Source organism: Cytobacillus sp. FSL M8-0252, assembly GCF_038007345.1.
GTDB classification, from domain to species: domain Bacteria; phylum Bacillota; class Bacilli; order Bacillales; family Cytobacillaceae; genus Cytobacillus; species Cytobacillus kochii.
In genome coordinates this window covers 4,017,125-4,033,618 of record NZ_JBBOWZ010000001.1, presented here as the reverse complement: position 1 = coordinate 4,033,618, position 16,494 = coordinate 4,017,125, and the positions used below count along the sequence as shown (strand labels likewise).

General features: G+C 38.6%; 18 protein-coding genes. 12 read left to right on the top strand and 6 right to left on the bottom strand.

The genetic code is table 11. The features are described from left to right. Positions 1–6 precede the first annotated feature (6 nt). Genes MKX83_RS20470 through MKX83_RS20450 form a run of 5 tightly spaced genes read left to right on the top strand, consistent with a single transcriptional unit; the run spans position 7 to position 5,700 of the window. Entirely contained in the window at positions 7–417 is a 411-nt protein-coding gene (locus tag MKX83_RS20470) for a Zn-ribbon domain-containing OB-fold protein (RefSeq protein ID WP_095371927.1), read from the top strand. A gap of 18 nt (positions 418–435) precedes the next feature. Then, the gene (locus MKX83_RS20465) at positions 436–1,632 is read left to right on the top strand and encodes an acyl-CoA dehydrogenase family protein (RefSeq protein ID WP_341057478.1); all 1,197 of its coding nucleotides are present in this window, start codon (positions 436–438) and stop codon (positions 1,630–1,632) included. 21 nt (positions 1,633–1,653) lie between these two features. Beyond that, the gene (locus MKX83_RS20460) at positions 1,654–2,787 is read left to right on the top strand and encodes an acyl-CoA dehydrogenase family protein (RefSeq protein WP_095371929.1); all 1,134 of its coding nucleotides are present in this window, start codon (positions 1,654–1,656) and stop codon (positions 2,785–2,787) included. A 23-nt stretch (positions 2,788–2,810) separates the two neighbouring features. After that, positions 2,811–4,283, top strand: a complete 1,473-nt coding sequence (locus tag MKX83_RS20455; protein WP_095371930.1) for an aldehyde dehydrogenase family protein — start codon at positions 2,811–2,813, stop codon at positions 4,281–4,283. 16 nt (positions 4,284–4,299) lie between these two features. Then, positions 4,300–5,700 (top strand): MFS transporter, encoded by a 1,401-nt coding sequence (locus MKX83_RS20450; protein ID WP_095371931.1) that lies wholly within the window; start codon positions 4,300–4,302, stop codon positions 5,698–5,700. 143 nt (positions 5,701–5,843) lie between these two features. Here MKX83_RS20450 and MKX83_RS20445 read toward each other — a convergent pair whose 3' ends face one another. The 3 genes from MKX83_RS20445 to MKX83_RS20435 form a co-directional block, all read right to left on the bottom strand. Then, positions 5,844–6,479 carry a DedA family protein gene (locus MKX83_RS20445; protein ID WP_157733896.1) on the bottom strand — a complete coding sequence of 212 codons (636 nt, stop codon included), beginning with the start codon at positions 6,477–6,479 and terminating at the stop codon, positions 5,844–5,846. A gap of 143 nt (positions 6,480–6,622) precedes the next feature. Continuing rightward, entirely contained in the window at positions 6,623–7,828 is a 1,206-nt protein-coding gene (locus MKX83_RS20440; RefSeq protein ID WP_095371933.1) for an MFS transporter, read from the bottom strand. 20 nt (positions 7,829–7,848) lie between these two features. After that, positions 7,849–8,430 carry a TetR/AcrR family transcriptional regulator gene (locus MKX83_RS20435; protein WP_095371934.1) on the bottom strand — a complete coding sequence of 194 codons (582 nt, stop codon included), beginning with the start codon at positions 8,428–8,430 and terminating at the stop codon, positions 7,849–7,851. Between the two features lie 229 nt (positions 8,431–8,659). Here MKX83_RS20435 and MKX83_RS20430 point away from each other — a divergent pair, with 229 nt between their 5' ends. After that, a complete protein-coding gene (locus tag MKX83_RS20430) occupies positions 8,660–9,055 on the top strand; it encodes a winged helix-turn-helix transcriptional regulator (RefSeq protein WP_095371935.1) in 396 nt (131 codons plus the stop codon). A 40-nt stretch (positions 9,056–9,095) separates the two neighbouring features. On the opposite strand, the gene MKX83_RS20425 is transcribed toward MKX83_RS20430, so the two are convergent. Beyond that, positions 9,096–9,608, bottom strand: a complete 513-nt coding sequence (locus MKX83_RS20425) for a type 1 glutamine amidotransferase domain-containing protein (RefSeq protein ID WP_341057468.1) — start codon at positions 9,606–9,608, stop codon at positions 9,096–9,098. Between the two features lie 238 nt (positions 9,609–9,846). Between MKX83_RS20425 and MKX83_RS20420 the strand changes: the two genes are divergently transcribed. From MKX83_RS20420 to MKX83_RS20410, 3 genes are all read left to right on the top strand, one after another. Next, positions 9,847–10,638 (top strand): amino acid ABC transporter substrate-binding protein, encoded by a 792-nt coding sequence (locus tag MKX83_RS20420; RefSeq protein ID WP_095371937.1) that lies wholly within the window; start codon positions 9,847–9,849, stop codon positions 10,636–10,638. A gap of 61 nt (positions 10,639–10,699) precedes the next feature. Further along, positions 10,700–11,359, top strand: coding sequence for an amino acid ABC transporter permease (locus MKX83_RS20415; RefSeq protein WP_095371938.1), 660 nt, complete (start codon positions 10,700–10,702; stop codon positions 11,357–11,359). Between the two features lie 15 nt (positions 11,360–11,374). Next, on the top strand, positions 11,375–12,121 hold the full coding sequence (locus MKX83_RS20410) for an amino acid ABC transporter ATP-binding protein (protein ID WP_307317750.1): 747 nt from the start codon (positions 11,375–11,377) through the stop codon (positions 12,119–12,121). A 336-nt stretch (positions 12,122–12,457) separates the two neighbouring features. On the opposite strand, the gene MKX83_RS20405 is transcribed toward MKX83_RS20410, so the two are convergent. Further along, positions 12,458–12,694 carry an indolepyruvate ferredoxin oxidoreductase subunit alpha gene (locus MKX83_RS20405; protein WP_095371940.1) on the bottom strand — a complete coding sequence of 79 codons (237 nt, stop codon included), beginning with the start codon at positions 12,692–12,694 and terminating at the stop codon, positions 12,458–12,460. A 236-nt stretch (positions 12,695–12,930) separates the two neighbouring features. Between MKX83_RS20405 and MKX83_RS20400 the strand changes: the two genes are divergently transcribed. Together MKX83_RS20400 and MKX83_RS20395 are read left to right on the top strand one after the other, a co-directional pair. Next, a complete protein-coding gene (locus MKX83_RS20400; protein ID WP_445293168.1) occupies positions 12,931–13,308 on the top strand; it encodes an ArsR/SmtB family transcription factor in 378 nt (125 codons plus the stop codon). After that, positions 13,305–15,638, top strand: coding sequence for a heavy metal translocating P-type ATPase (locus MKX83_RS20395; protein WP_095371941.1), 2,334 nt, complete (start codon positions 13,305–13,307; stop codon positions 15,636–15,638). Before MKX83_RS20400 ends, MKX83_RS20395 begins: the two co-directional genes overlap by 4 nt. A 41-nt stretch (positions 15,639–15,679) precedes the next feature. Here the strand turns inward: MKX83_RS20395 and MKX83_RS20390 are convergent, their stop codons facing one another. Further along, the gene (locus MKX83_RS20390; protein ID WP_095371942.1) at positions 15,680–15,874 is read right to left on the bottom strand and encodes a helix-turn-helix transcriptional regulator; all 195 of its coding nucleotides are present in this window, start codon (positions 15,872–15,874) and stop codon (positions 15,680–15,682) included. Positions 15,875–15,992: 118 nt separating this feature from the next. Between MKX83_RS20390 and MKX83_RS20385 the strand changes: the two genes are divergently transcribed. After that, the gene (locus MKX83_RS20385; protein WP_095371943.1) at positions 15,993–16,433 is read left to right on the top strand and encodes an NUDIX domain-containing protein; all 441 of its coding nucleotides are present in this window, start codon (positions 15,993–15,995) and stop codon (positions 16,431–16,433) included. The last annotated feature ends 61 nt before the right edge of the window (positions 16,434–16,494 follow it).

Genomic DNA, 16,494 nt, shown 5'->3' with positions numbered 1-16,494 from the left:
ATACGAATGAGCTATGAGAAACCGATACCGTTAAAAAATGAAGATAATGCCCCCTTTTGGGATGCGGCTGACCGCCATGAACTTTTTTTGCAAAAATGTCATACATGCCAACAGTTCGCCCATCCACCTGGACCGGCATGTGCAAAGTGTAGCAGCAGTGATCTGACATGGGAGAACTTAGGCACAAATATTAAAGGGCGTGTGTATTCTTACGTCATTTCCCACCGCCCTTTCTTGCCAGGATTTCACAATGATACGCCACTTGTCATTGCCGTTATTGAATTGGCTGCCTATCCAGAAGTGAAAATGATCGGTAACATTTTGGATCATGCGATAGAAGACATCCATATCGGGATGGAAGTAGAAATGACGTGGCAGAAGATCAATGATGAGCGTGCCCTACCACAATGGGAATAGGATGGGAGGAGAGAAAAGATGGACTTTTCATTTTCAAAAAAAGAAGAAAAGTTTAGACATGAATTACGTACATGGCTCGAGGAAAACTTGCCAGAAGGGTGGTTGCATGGAGACAGAAAATTACCAGAAGATATGAATGAGTATTCTCGCTTCTTAAGAGATTGGCAGCGCAAGCTTTATGAAGGTAGCTGGGGGGCAATTACTTGGCCAAAAGCGTACGGAGGAAGAGAAGCTAGTTTAATTGAAGAAATCATCTATCAACAAGAAATGGTTCGCGTTAGTGCACCGCCTCTAGTAAATTATGTCGGCATCCATATGGTTGCCCCTTTGCTTATGCAAATGGGAAGTGACGAACAGAAATCAGCTTATATTACTAAAATCATTTCTGGAGAAGAGGTTTGGTGCCAAGGATATTCTGAACCAAATGCGGGCTCAGACTTAACAGCTATTCAGACAACTGCAGTAAAAAAAGGTGATCGTTGGGTGATTAATGGGCAGAAGGTTTGGACGAGTTTTGGTCATTTAGCAGATCGCTGTTTCCTATTAGCGCGTACTTCAAAAGGGGAGAAGAAACATCATGGTATTACCGTTTTCCTTTTGGATATGCATCAAGAAGGTGTAGAGACTAGGCCTATTATCCAGATGGATGGGGAACATGACTTTAATGAAGTCTATTTAAATGATGCGATTGCTTATGATAGTGATATTGTTGGTGAGATCGATTGTGGCTGGCAAGTAATGATTGCTTTACTTATGCATGAACGTACGGGTATTGGTGGTCAAGTATTTACATTAGAGCAGCAATTTCAAGATTTAGTAACGATGGCTAAGGAATGGACGGAGGACGGGCAGCCTGTCATAAAAAAGGAAAGTGTAAGAAATGCATTAGTTGATTTATATGCAAAATCTAGGGGATCTTTGTTGAACTATTATCGTAATTTAACGAAAACATTGAAGAATGGTCAACCGGGCTCTGAGGGCTCTTTAGATAAACTGATAGTAAGTGAGGCGACACAAGAACTCTTTGCCTTATCCGTATCTATTCAAGGTCCACACGGGATTCTTTGGAAGCAGGATGCGGCAATTGGTGATTCGTATTGGCAGAAACAGTATCTTTATTCCTTTGGTATGACAATTGGCGGGGGAACAAGTGAGGTACAAAGAAATACTATTGCAGAAAGAATACTAGGACTACCTAAGGATCTAGGACGTTAACATTGTTGGAGGTGAAAAAGAATGGATTTCGCATTAAATAAAGAACAGGAATTATTCGGTAGTTATGTAAGGAAGTATTTAACTGAGCAAGGTACAACCAATATTGCCCGTGCTTTTATTGATGGTGATGGACAAAGATTTAATCAAGCATTTCAAGGATTAGTTGAATTAGGCTATCCAAGTATCAATGTGTCAGAAGACTATGCGGGAATGGGCTTAGGTTTATTAGACATGGTATTACCACTTGAGGAGATGGGGAGAAGTGTCCTGCCGGGGCTGTTTTTGGAAACGAATAGTTTCTCTGTACCACTTATCGAAAAATATGGTACAGAGAAACAAAAGCAAAAGTATCTACCTGCAATTGCCGATGGTTCCCTGCAGATTTCGGTTGCTTGGATAGAGCCAAAAGGAAGTTACAAGGCGTCGTCGATCCAAGTAAGTGGGGTAGAAAAAGGTGATGATTTTGTTCTTAACGGCGTAAAATCGTTAGTAGCAGATGTCGAACTAGCTGATACTTTTCTCGTTCCGATTCGAACCACTTCATCTAGCCATGAAGAGGGAATTTCACTTTTTCTAGTGGATAAGGCAATGATAAAAAACGTTACACAGCAGCAAAGTATTGATGAAACACGGAAGCTATCGCAAATTCACTTTGAAGATGTAATCGTTAATAAAGAGCAATTACTAGGAGAGCTAAACCAAGGTGATAACATTCTCGAAGAAGGACTGCTATCTTTTAATGCATCAATTTGCGCCATTATGGTGGGTTGTATGGCTGCGATTGTGGATATGGCAGCAGAATACGCAAAGATACGGGAACAATTCGGGCAACCGATTGGCCGTTTCCAAGCCATTAAACATGCGATTGCCAATATGAAAGTGGATTTAGAACTGTCAAGGTCACTATCCTATTATGCCAATTGGGCTTACGATACAGCAGCTGAAGATCGTCAGGAATCCATATTTGCGGCGCGTATTTTTATTCATAACGCCCTGCAAAAAGCAGCAGCAGCCAATGTACAAATACATGGCGGGATTGGATTTACTGAAGAATTAGATTGTCATTTATATGTGAAAAGAGCGCGCTATTATGAACACTATCTAGGTAGTAGAGAGAGCTATTATGAAAAGGCAGCAGCAGCTTTAGGATGGTAAAAGAAAAAAGGGGAGTGATTGTAATGCAGACCATAAATGAAATCGAACATTATTTAAATGTAATCAATGGAAAGCAATTGCCAGCTACTCAAGGAAAACAATTAACAAGTATAAACCCTGCAAATGGCAAGGTATGGGCGACAATCCCCTGTAGTACAGAAGAAGATATTGACTTAGCAATCAAGCATGCCAAACAGGCCGTCCCAGCTTGGTCGCAATTATCAGCAATGGAACGTGCAAAATATTTAAGAGAAATTGCGTTACAGGTTGAAAAGTATGGCGAAGAGTTAGCGATGTTAGAAACGAAGGATAATGGGTGGGTTTATCGGGAAACATTGCACGGTCTCATTCCATCATTAGTGAGTATTTGGTTAGACGCAGCAGGAGCGGCGTCACATGTCAATAAAGGTGAAACGGTCCAACTTGATGAGGAAACAATCGGGTACACGCTTAGGGAACCGTTAGGCATTGTTGTTGGTATTCTTCCATGGAATGCCCCATTATTTACCTTTACGATTAAAGCGGCGTATGCCCTTGCAGCAGGCAATGCCGTGATTATCAAACCTTCCGAGCATGCGAGTGTATCGAGCTTAAAATATACAGAACTGCTTAATCAAATTCTTCCTCCGGGAATATTAAACGTCATCTCAGGAGATGGTTCTACAGGTTCGTACTTGGTCGGTCATAGAGATGTTGATCGGGTGACGTTAACGGGATCAGGTCAAACTGCTCGTGCGATTACAAAGAAGCTGGCACAATCGCCAAAGCCTGTCACTTTTGAACTTGGAGGGAAATCCCCCAATATTGTGTTCGCTGATGCGGATGTAAAGAAAGCGGCAGAAGGCGTCACATTAAATGGTATTTTCACGGGGAATGCTGGACAAATTTGTGTCGGCGGCTCTCGCATTCTTGTACAAAAAGACATCTTACCCGATTTTCTTCCTTTAATGAAAAAGTCCATTGAAGAGTCAATTCATTTTGGTGATCCTATGAATCTAGCGACATCGATGGGACCAATTGCGAACAATGTCCAATATAAAAAGGTTTGCGACTTTATTGAATTAGGAAAGCAGGAGGGGGGAGAAGTCATCTTTGGAGGAAATTACGGTGGGGAGAGCTTCTTTGACGATCAAGCAGATCTTCAAAAAGGATACTGGGTGGAACCAACGCTGCTACTAGTGAAGGATTCTTCTCTACGAATCTGTCAGGAAGAGGTTTTTGGTCCGGTGTCGGTCGTCTTGCCATTCGATAATGAAGAAGATGCCCTGCGTCTTGCCAATGATACAAGCTTTGGCCTCGGAGCGGGCATATGGACAAACAATTTAGGGAGAGCCCATCGTATGATGAAGAAAATTGATAGTGGAAATGTTTGGGTCAACACGTATCGAAGAGTAGGACCAGAATTACCGTTTGGTGGATTTAAGGAGAGTGGATTTGGTAAAGATTCCTTATTAGAGAACACCCGTGAAAAGGCGTGCGTGATCCATATCGGGTAATTAAGGAGGGAATGGAGTGGAGGAAAAGTCTGTTAATCGTTCGTTTCATATTCTTTGCATCGGCATTTTACTTGTCGTGTTTGCAGAGGCAACACACATCCCAGCTTATCCAAAAATGCTCGAACATTTCGATTTAACTGCAGGCTATTCTGTCTATATGCAGCTAGGGTTTGCTTTAGGATTAACAGGCTTTCAACCGATGATGGGTTGGTTGTCTGATTCGTTTGGCCAAAAAATAGTCATATTGATCGGTTCAGGATTACTAACAATCGGTTCGATTATGGTGGCCATTGCTCCATCTTTTTGGTTGTTGGTGTTCGGTTTATTTTTAAAAGGCTTCGCCGGAGCGGCTGTGATTCCTGCCGGAGTGAACTTTGTCGGTACCGTATATACCGATAGTATGCGTGGTAAAATGATGGGTGTGTATGGATTTTATACGGTTGTAGGTGGTCTCATTGGTCCTATATTAAGTGGGGTTCTCGTGGATCGCATCGGTTGGTCGTCTATCTTTTGGCTCTGCTCAGTCTTTGGTATTATTGCTTTCCTGCTGTTTACTTTTGGCGTACCTTCTGTACAAAGAAGCAAGAAGAGCACAATTGATTGGTTAGGCGTAATATTTGTCTTTCTTCTTTTAGCAGGTCTACTTACGATTCCAACATTTATCAATCAGTATGGTGTGACATCATGGATGTGGTCACCAGCATTAGTAGTTGCTGTTGTTTCATTCATCTTTTTAATTATCGTTGAAAAGAGGACTAAGCAACCGTTACTGGATATTGACTATGCAAAGACACGTCATTTTTGGGTGCCATCTATCATTGCTATTATCATGTACATGTCTTTTAGTAGTGTGATGTATTTATTAACGTTCTTCGTGCAAAGTGTTCAAGGCCATTCGTCTACGGTGGTAGGGTTATTGCAATTTCCATTATTCCTAACTATGGCTATATGCAACCTTATTAGTGGGCGTTTAATGAGTAAAATCCAACCAGTGCATTTAATTCTCTGCAGTATTTTCTTGCTGAATGGTGGGGTTAGCATGTTGATCTTTGCTAATGAGGATACCTCTTTTGTCTATTTATTTATCTCTATGAGTCTTATAGGTTCTGCAATTGGGACAGTAGGACCAATCGTAAAAGCACTCGTTGTCTCTCGGGCACCTGTTACAAGGGTTGGCGTGGTCTCCTTTACTTATTTAACGATAGAAAATGTCGCTTCTCGTGTAGGGGCATCGTTTGCTTTAGTTACTTTCGCAATCTTTGCTGCTGGAGGAAATGGCGCGAAAGGATTATCATCAACCGCAGTTTTACTGACAATCTTTACGACTTTGAGTCTTTTTTTCATCTTTCTCATGCCTAAAGGGGAAGAAAAAGAAGCCCCCGCATCTGTTTCTCAAAAACAAACGATAGAAAAATAGATAGATTTAGCATTGTTGCACTTCCTAATGGGAGTGTTTTTTTGTCTAAGATTATGGACGATGTTAAGAAATAGTCATCCTTTAAATAGTAATAAATGAAATTATTAATAAGGTTGGGTTACTACCATGTACAATGCTTAAATTTACTTCTTGTTTATTTTTCTTTTCATGAGGAAAAAAACAACCGGAATACTAAAAGGAATAAGCGAAAGTACCAAAAGTGAGGCAACAAGATGTTGTTCTACAATGGGCATTTGCCCCAATAAAAGCCCTGTTAGTAACCAAAAAAACACCCAGAGGAATCCGCCAAGGGCATTATGTCTAAAGAAAGATCGATAGGAATAATTCATTATCGCACTTGCTACCGGAACGGTTGTACGCATAAGTGGAATAAATCTTGCGGTGATAATGGATATTTTTCCGTAACGGTTCATAAATTGCTCAGCCCGTTGGAGTTGTGTTTCTTTTAATAAAAATGGCTTTAATCTTTTACTATTCCAGCCTTTGATTAATCTTCCAATAGAGAAGTTTTGGTTATCTCCACAGATGGTAGCAAGAAAGAAAACAATGGCTAGTGTTTCGATATTCAAACTACCCACTGCTGCAAGAGCGCCACTAGCAAATACAAGTGAGTCCCCTGGAATAAATGTAAGTACCACGAAGGCAGTCTTTAAATAAACAAGCAAAAATAACAGTGCATATATATATAATCCATAAGAAGTAAGGAACTCCCCCAGTTGTTTATCAAACGTACTCATCGTGTAAAAGAATGTTCCCATTATACCCGCCCCTGATAGTAGACTCATTAGAGGCATCATATTCATCCAAGGTGAAGAAAGAAATAAGGAATTCGCCCTTTTTTGTTATATAGAAAAAAGAGTCATATGTGTTCCTTAACGGTGACACATAATGACTCTTTCAATTATTCTGCCGTGCTTTCAACAAACTCCTTCTCACGCCATATATATGTTATCCCTAAGCCTAGAAGCATGACGACACCTGCAAATAGGTAAGGATAATGGATATTTACATCGAATAGAATGCCTGCAACTGCTGGTCCGGCAATGTTACCGAGACTTGTGTAAGTTGAGTTCATTCCAGCGACAAAGCCTTGTTCTTTCCCAGCTGATCGGGAAAGGAAAGTGGTAAGTGCCGGACGTAGTAAATCAAATGCTAAGAAGATGAAGGCCGTAACTAATAACACCATCCAAAATCCAGATATGACTGTTGAGGCAAATGCTAAGACAACACCCATGATTAAACAGGCCTGGATCACTTTTTTCTCTCCGAGTTTCTCGACCATCTTTCCGAATAAGAAAATTTGGACGATGACGCCGAATATCGAGCTGATGGTTATAATGATCGCAATATCTTGCGGTGTAAAGCCAAATTTATGGTCTGAGAATAAGCTAAATACTGTCTCATAGGCAGATAGACCGAACGCTAGTATAAAGACGATGATAAACGCAATAAAGTATAACGGATTAAACGAGCGTTTAAAATCTGCGATAAAACTGCTTTTCGTTGCATTTTCAGAAAGCTCTTTCATCTGCTCTTTTGTTAGTGGTTCTTTTAATATAAAGATAGATAAAATACAGGCAAAGAAGGCAATACCCGCTGCAAAGAAGAAAGGCAGACGAATACCATACTCGGCGATAAAGCCACCGATTCCTGGGCCTATGATGAATCCAGTGCTAATAGCTGCTGACACGTAACCCATTGCCTTTGGTCTCTCTTTTAATGTAGTGATGTCGGCTACATAGGCTGTTACCCCAGGCATAATGAAAGCTGCACTGATTCCGCCTAAAATTCTTGATAGATATAAAGCAGAAATATGAGTACCTAATCCAAAAACCAATTCACTGATAGCGAATAGAAATAACCCGATGGTAATGATTCTTTTTCGGCCAAATCGGTCAACGAATCTACCTGCAAATGGGGAAGTAATCAATTGAGCGAAAGCGAAGACAGCGACTAAATAGCCCATTGTACTTCCAGATAAATGCATAATATTCATAAATGAAGGCATGACCGGAATAATTAGTCCGATGCCTAAAAAGGCAATGAAAATATTACTTAATAAAATGAGTAAGACAGCTTTTTGTTCTTTTAACGGTTTTTGTTCCATTTGAAACACCTCTTTTTTTCTCAACGTATCGAGATGCCTCTCCAGAATACTTTCCATGAGGCTTCTAGTTTTTCTTGTAATCGTTTTGTATCACTCATATAGACAAGCTCAAGCATGATGCTATCGACAACACCAAAGAATGCGAGTGTAGGTATGCGTGGATGTTCTACATGCAATAGCCCTTCATTTATCCACTTCTGAAATTTTTCCTGTAATAAGGCTTGCGTTTTTTCTTCTATATCAATGACTTCAAGGTCAACCTCTTTTTGTAGATGAGCTGGTGGGAAGAATGACATTCTTAGCCAGAACTTCAATTGCTCATTTTGTTGAAAGAGATCTACAATTAGTTGTAAAAATCCATATAAATCTTTTTCTGGTTGCGAGCTTCGTATGTTGTTAAAATATTGTAATTTGCTTAGTAGTTCAGTTTCTTTGGCATCATGTAACACTTGAAGAAATAAATCATCTTTACCGCGAAAATGCGCATATAATGACTGTTTCTTCATGCCCACTTCTTCTGCTATTTGGGAAAGGGAAGCACCTTCATATCCATGAATCGTAAAATATTTCAAAGCTGCTTCCTTTATATCATCACTTTTCATTTCACTCACCCCTGATTAACGAACGTTCGTAAGTTATCTTATCAGAGGGTTTAAGTAAAAGCAATAAAAATTAGTTGGCAAATTTCAGCAATATCAGTAGCTATAATAAGTGAAATTACATTACTTAGAATCTGTAGATGATGTGATAGAAACCATTAGATATACACGGGGTTTGATATGTTAAAATAAACTCTTAAAGGATGGATAGGTGCGAGGGAGGTGGATAAGCATGTGTGAGTCTCTTCGGGAAGATATAAAAGAAAAGCTAGAAAGTGGTTATTACCACTGTGCGAAGGAGTTCACTTTATCAGTGATAAGTGGCAAGTACAAAGTTGTTATCCTTTGGCATTTAGGTATAGAAGGTCCTTACCGTTTTAATGGCCTACAAAAGCTTTTTGATGGTGTATCGCATAAAACGCTATCTAATCAATTAAAAGAGTTAGTAGAAGATGGGATAATCAGTAGAAAAGTGTATCCAGAGATGCCGCCGAAAGTGGAGTATTCTATGACGGAATTAGGTTATTCGCTATTACCTATTATTGAAATGATGTATGAATGGGGTACGAACCGCATCCAACAGCTACAAGAAGAAGGCATATTAAAAACCAGCTTTGAGGAGAAGTAATCCTAAGCTGGTTTTTAATGTTAGTTATGCTTTGGCCTTATTAGTTATTTAATAATTTTAATGCTTCACGATTAAAAGCGGGTAAGTCATCTGGTGTACGACTTGTTACAAGTTGCTGATCAACAACTACTTCTTCATCGACAAATTGAGCCCCAGCATTAATTAAGTCTTTACGTACAGAAATGAAGCTCGTCACCCTTTTTCCTTCTAATAAATCTGTATCAATTAAAAATTGAGGTCCATGGCAAATAGCGAATACCGGTTTGCCTTCTGCGATAAAATGTTTGGCAAAACTGGCGTGGTCAGGATTAATTCTTAATAAATCCGGAGAAAAACCTCCAGGAATAAGCAAAGCGTCAAAGTCTTCTGGACTAACTTCATCAAGCCCTTTATCCACAGTGAAATTTTGACCATTTTTTCCTCTGATTTCTTTTCCTTCTTCAGCATTTACAATGGAAACCGTGTGGCCAGCTTCTCTCATTTTCTCAGCGGGATCAGTGAATTCAATTTCTTCCACCATATCTGTTACAAGTGCGGCAATTTTTTTACCCATTCCATATCACTCCTTCTTTGTCATCTATTCTTATCGTAAATGGTTAAACAACAAATGTGAAGAACGCACTTTCGTTACACATAGTTACATTAAAGTAACTATAAAATATCAGAATATACACTTGATTTGCATATATTAAAATAATGATTGACATAGATTTGACTCATATGATAGATTTATTTTATCACTCTAATATATTAGCATGCTAAAGTATTTATTATAAATTGGGGGCTTAATCATGGGAAAAAAATTGACGCTTTTTGTTTTATCACTTTTAGTAGTCGGGTTTTTAGCTGCTTGCGGCTCAACAACATCTAGTGAGGAAAACGGTTCAGAAGAAGGAAAGGAAATCGTTATCGGAATAGATGATAAGTTTGCACCAATGGGGTTCAGAGATGAAAATAATGAGATTGTCGGTTTTGACATTGATTTAGCAAAAGCGGCAGTAGAAAAAATGGGTGCAACCCCTGTCTTTCAACCGATTGATTGGAAAACAAAGGAGTCTGAATTAAGTAGTGGTCGTATCGACCTCATATGGAATGGTTATACGATTACAGATGAAAGAAAAGAGAAGGTCTTATTTACTAAGCCATATTTAAGTAATGCACAAGTGGTTGTGACACAGGCAGATTCTAATATTCAAACGATTAATGATTTAGAAGGAAAAGTAGTAGGTTTACAATCATTATCATCGGCTGCTGATGCCTTAAGTGGAAATGAAATTAGTGAAAAAGTAAAAGAGGTTACAGAGTTCTCTGATAATGTGTTAGCATTAGCGGACTTGAGAAATGGTCGCGTCGAAGCAGTAGTCATTGATGAAATCGTCATTGATTATTATATGACAAAAGAAAATGAAAACTTTAAAGTTCTTGAGGAATCACTGGCGCCAGAAGAGTATGGTATTGGTGTGAAAAAAGGAAACGATGAATTGCTAGCAGATTTACAAACAGCATTAGATGAATTGATTGCTGATGGTACAGCGGCAGATATTTCCGAGAAATGGTTTGGTGAAGATTTATTATTGAAGTAAATGAATAACAGCAGGTTTTCCTAATTGGAGGAAACCCTGTTTTGTTTTTGGAGGATGAACGATGTCACTTGATTATATTATGACGTTACTTAAGCCTATGCTAGAAGGCGCGCAAATTACAGTGTTACTCTTTATCATTGCCATTATTGCCTCAATTCCACTTGGATTTTTATTAACACTAGCAGCTCGTAGTAAGATAAAGCCTTTATCTTGGTTTGCCCATACGTATATTTATGTGATGCGGGGAACACCATTACTACTACAATTATTATTTATTTGTTTCGGGTTACCAATGCTTCCAGTCGTAGGTGAATATTTAGTCCTTGATCGGTTTGTTGCCGCATCTTTAGGGTTCATCTTGAATTATGCCGCTTATTTTGCTGAGATATTTCGCGGGGGCCTAATTTCAGTAGATAAGGGTCAATATGAAGCTGCGCATGTACTAGGGTTAAATCGTTGGCAAACAATGACACGTATCATCATTCCTCAAATGATCCGAGTAGCATTACCAGCGATTGCGAATGAATCAATTACGTTAGTAAAGGATACAGCGTTATTATATGCAGTCGCTGTTCCGGAACTTTTACACTTTGCTCAAACGGCAGTCAATCGTGATTTTACTATCATGCCATTCTTCTTAGCGGGCATCATTTATCTATTGATGACACTTGTACTCTCGTTTATTTTTAAATGGATTGAAAGAAGATTTAGATACGCATAGGAAGGAGCGCTTAGTATGACAGTTATTTCTGTGGTTGATTTAAAAAAGTCATTCGGTAAAACAGAAGTATTAAAAGGAATCAACCTTAATATTAAGAAAAATGAAGTTGTGTCAATTATCGGTCCTTCAGGTTCAGGAAAAAGTACGCTACTTCGCAGTATGATTAAATTAGAAGAAATCAATAGCGGTTCAATCATGATTGATGGAGAGGCATTAGTCGAAAATGGAAAGTATGCTAAACCTCAAAATGTGAAAAATATGATTGCGAAAATGGGTATGGTCTTTCAACATTTTAATTTATTCCCACATTTAACCGTCCGAGAGAACTTAGAAATCGCACCGAAAATGGCTAAAATGGGGACAAAAGCGGAAATCAGACAACGAAGCGAGACTTTATTAGCTAAGGTAGGATTAAGCGAATGGATGGATGCCTTTCCTGGTAATTTATCCGGTGGGCAAAAGCAACGGGTGGCCATTGCAAGAGCTTTAATGATGGAACCAGAAATTCTGTTGTTCGATGAACCAACCTCAGCATTGGACCCTGAGCTAACCGTTGAAGTATTACAAGTAATGAAAGATTTAGCGAAAGAAAAAATGACGATGATCGTCGTTACCCATGAAATGGGCTTCGCCAAAGAAGTCTCAACAAAAACCATATTTATGGATCAAGGTGAAGTCGTTGAAGAAGGTAAGCCAGATCAATTTTTTACTTCACCTCAACATGAGAGAACAAAAGCGTTTCTAAAGAGAAATCTGAAATAAAGTGTAACACCCTCTATCTAATAGGTAGAGGGTGTTACTGTGCTGCCTTAAACGATTCAGAAGGGGAGCAAGAATAAAAGAAGTTTCCTTCGAACCAATGTTAAACGAGACAGAATAAGTAAAGAGTTAGCAGGCTGTCCCGATTTGAAACTAATTAGACCAGGTCCACTAAGAAACTAAGGAAATCCCCATTTTTAGGAAACGAATAAAAAAAAGTCAAGTGCTTCGCAAAAAAAGAAACCTGTTTTACCGAAACAAACGGATTATCACCAGCTATAGTCTAAATACAAAAATGAGAACGGAGTGCCATTGTTTGTACACTCCGTTCTCATTTCATTAAGCATCAAAATAGGCTTTTGCCTTCGCAATAAAAGACTCTTCCTCTTCAGGTACATCTTCTTCATAGAAGATAGCATCTACTGGACAAACAGCTTCACATGCTCCGCAATCAATACAAATTGAAGGATCAATCAAATATTGATCTTCCCCTTTTTCAATGCAATCGACTGGGCATGAGTCAAGGCAATCAGCGGCCTGTTCATCAATACAAGGAGATGTAATTACATAAGCCATTTTTCTCTTCCCTCCCATCGTTTATATCTGAAGTGTTTTCCTCACAAATGTGTGTCTATTGTATAATTAAATATTTTTATCTGTATTCCTCTTTTCTCTAGCGGTTAAACCTATTTTTGGTAATTAGTATGGAGTATTATTTTTCAAATATTCTTCATTTTTCTTTGACAATAACCACTTCCATTACATAGACTGAAGTTATAATCAAATATTCGTTTGAATGAGGTGCTTTTATTTTGGTTTCCAAGATTAAGCTAGATGCTGAGGTTTGTGAAGTTATTTGTAATGATGAAGAGAAGGTTAGTCGAGTCAAACAAGAAATGAGCGATATAACAGGCCTTGAGCTAATCTTTAAAGCTTTATCTGATGCTACACGTATAAAAATTGCTTATGCTCTCACAATAGAAGAAGAACTTTGTGTATGTGATGTTGCAACAATCATTGATTGTTCAATGGCAACAGCCTCCCATCATTTAAGATTATTAAAAAATATTGGGTTAGCGAAATTTCGTAAAGAAGGAAAGCTTGTTTATTATTCTTTAGATGATCACCATGTCAAACAACTAATTCAGATTGCCTATATCCATCATCAAGAAGGGCGGACAAATCAATGAGTGAAGGTGAAGCTAAACAGAACTATCGGATTGAAGGATTTTCATGCGCTCATTGTGCGGGGAAATTTGAGAAAAACGTACAGAACATACCTGGAGTGAAAGAAGCCCATGTGAATTTTGGTGCTTCTAAACTTTCAATTGTAGGAAATGCCTCTCTTAGCGACATTGAAAAAGCGGGTGCGTTTGAAAAACTTAAAGTCATTCCTGAACAAAAAATAAATGAAAAGACTTATCGTGTGGAAGGGTTTTCCTGTGCGAATTGTGCTGCTAAGTTTGAAAGAAATGTAAAAAATTTGTCTGGTGTACAAGATGCCCATGTGAATTTTGGTGCAAGTAAACTCTCTGTACAGGGAGAGGTATCGATTGCAGAGTTAGAACAAGCAGGCGCTTTTGAAAATTTAAAGGTAGCCGAAGAGAATGCCCATGTCGGATTAAATGAAAAGGAGCCCACCTCTTTTATAAAAAAATACAGTCGTGTGCTTATTGCTAGTTTGTTTGTTCTGTTTGGCTATCTATCTTGGATTGGGTTTGGAGAGAGCCATTATCTTACGGTTTCAATGTTTCTCTTCTCAATAATTATTGGTGGCTTAGATTTATTAAAAATAGGGGTAAAGAATCTAATAAAGCTAGATTTTGATATGAAAACATTAATGACTGTAGCCGTCATTGGCGGGGCGATCATTGGCGAGTGGGGAGAAGTAGCTGTTGTTGTCATTTTGTTTGCTATAAGTGAAGAACTTGAGCGTTATTCGATGGAAAAAGCCAGACAGTCTATTCGCTCACTCATGAGAATTGCTCCGAAGAAGGCAATAATCAGAAGGAGCGGTATAGAGCAGGTTGTGTCTGTTGAAGAAATTCTAGTTGGCGATATTATGTTAGTAAAACCAGGACAAAAAATTGCCATGGATGGCATGATTGTTAAAGGTATATCATCCATCAATCAGGCATCGATTACTGGTGAGTCCATTCCAGTTGAAAAGGGTATAGATGATGAGGTATTTGCAGGTACATTGAATCAAGACGGTTATTTAGAAGTGAAAATTACGAAATTGGTCGGTGATACGACAATTGCCAAAATCATTCATTTAGTAGAGGAAGCACAGGGTGAAAAAGCACCTGCACAAGCTTTCATCGATCGTTTTGCGAGATACTACACACCAGTTATTATGTTAATAGCTGTTCTCATTGCCATTATCCCGCCATTATTTTTAGATGGGAGCTGGGAATCTTGGGTTTACCAAGCATTAGCTGTTTTGGTTGTAGGTTGTCCTTGTGCCCTTGTCATTTCGACACCAATTGCACTCGTTTCAGCAATCGGTAATGCAGCTAGACACGGCGTTCTCATTAAAGGTGGTATCTATTTAGAAGAGTTGTCGCATATACAAACAGTAGCTTTTGATAAAACAGGGACGTTAACAAGAGGAGAACCGGTAGTTACTGATTTTAATGTCCATGATGATGAGAAAGAAAGTGATGAATGGCTACGAATGATTGCTAGTATTGAAAAACTTTCCCAACATCCATTAGCTTCTGCTGTTATTCATTTAGCAGATGAAAAAGGGTTAAAAGATAAAGACATCGAAGTCACAGACTTTGCTTCATTAACAGGTAAAGGGGTCCAGGCAAAGATAAATGGAGAAAAATATTATATTGGAAACCCACAACTTTTTACACAATTACAAGTAATGCCTGATACTATAGGTGAAATGATTGGAAGACAACAAAGCGAAGGAAAAACAGTCATTGTTTTTGGAACAGCAAAAAGGATACTCGTGACAATGGCCATTGCTGATGAAATCCGTCAAATAAGCAAAGCAGTAGTAGAAAAGCTACACCAATTAGGGATGAAACAAACGGTGATGTTAACCGGCGACCATCATAAGGCAGCCAGTAGAATCGGGGAATTAGCTGGGGTATCGAAAGTGTATGCAGAATTATTACCGGAAGAAAAATTGGCACTGGTAAAAAGACTACAAAAAGAGTCAGGACATGTGGCAATGGTCGGTGATGGCGTAAATGATGCCCCTGCTCTTGCTTCTGCACAAGTGGGAATTGCGATGGGAGGAGCAGGTACGGATGCTGCCTTAGAAACGGCGGATATTGCTCTCATGGGTGACGATTTATCAAAGCTCCCATTTGCGATTAAGTTAAGTAGAAAAACCATGAGAATTATAAAAGGAAATATTACCTTCTCACTTACGATTAAACTCATTGCTCTACTACTTGTTGTCCCAAGTTGGTTAACTTTATGGATTGCAATTGTAGCAGATATTGGTGCTACTTTAATTGTAGCCTTAAATAGTATGCGCTTAATGAAAGTGAAAGAGTAGGGGGAGGCGTAAAGCCTCCTTTTTGCTTGAATAGGAGAATATTATTTCAGTTGTTCTATTGTTTTACCGAAAAATTCTGCAAACTTCATTAATGTTTTTTCCTTTGGATTTGCCTGATTCAATTCATACCGTGAAATCGTACGTGCACTAATGCCGATGTGCTCACTTAATTCCTTTTGCGTCATATGCTTCTTTAATCTTTCTACTTTTAAGTTTAATCCTAATTGTTTAGACATAGAGGCTCCTTGTATTTTATAGGTATAATTAACTGGTTATATAGTACCATAAAAAATAAATGTTTTCAGTATTATTGTGCATTTACACTGTGCTAATAGGAAAAAAGGTGGGGAATAGATGGAAATAAGAAATGCGAGTAGAGCGATCACGATAGAAGGTGACCGCTTGTTATTAGTTAAATGTATTGATGAATTAGGCATTTTTTATGTTTTTCCTGGAGGAGGGCAAAATCACGGGGAAACCCTTGAAGAAACAGTGAAAAGAGAGTGTTTAGAAGAAACTGGAGCAATTATAAAAGTAGGAAACCTTCGTTATATTCGTGAATACATAGGAAGAAATCATGAGTTTTCATCGCAACATAAGAATGTACATCAAGTTGAATTCTTCTTCACCTGTCATCTGGTAGATCAGAATGATGCTATTCTGGCAGATGATCACCAAGTGGGGATAGAGTGGATACCAATAAAAAGCCTTGAGACAATTCGGATCTATCCGCAAGAGCTAACAAAATACATACTCGATAATCATTCACCTGTCTATCTTGGGGATGTGAACTAAGATAAAAGAATGTAGTACTTAAATCAATTTGTCTAACTGCCATGCCTATATAGAAAAATGG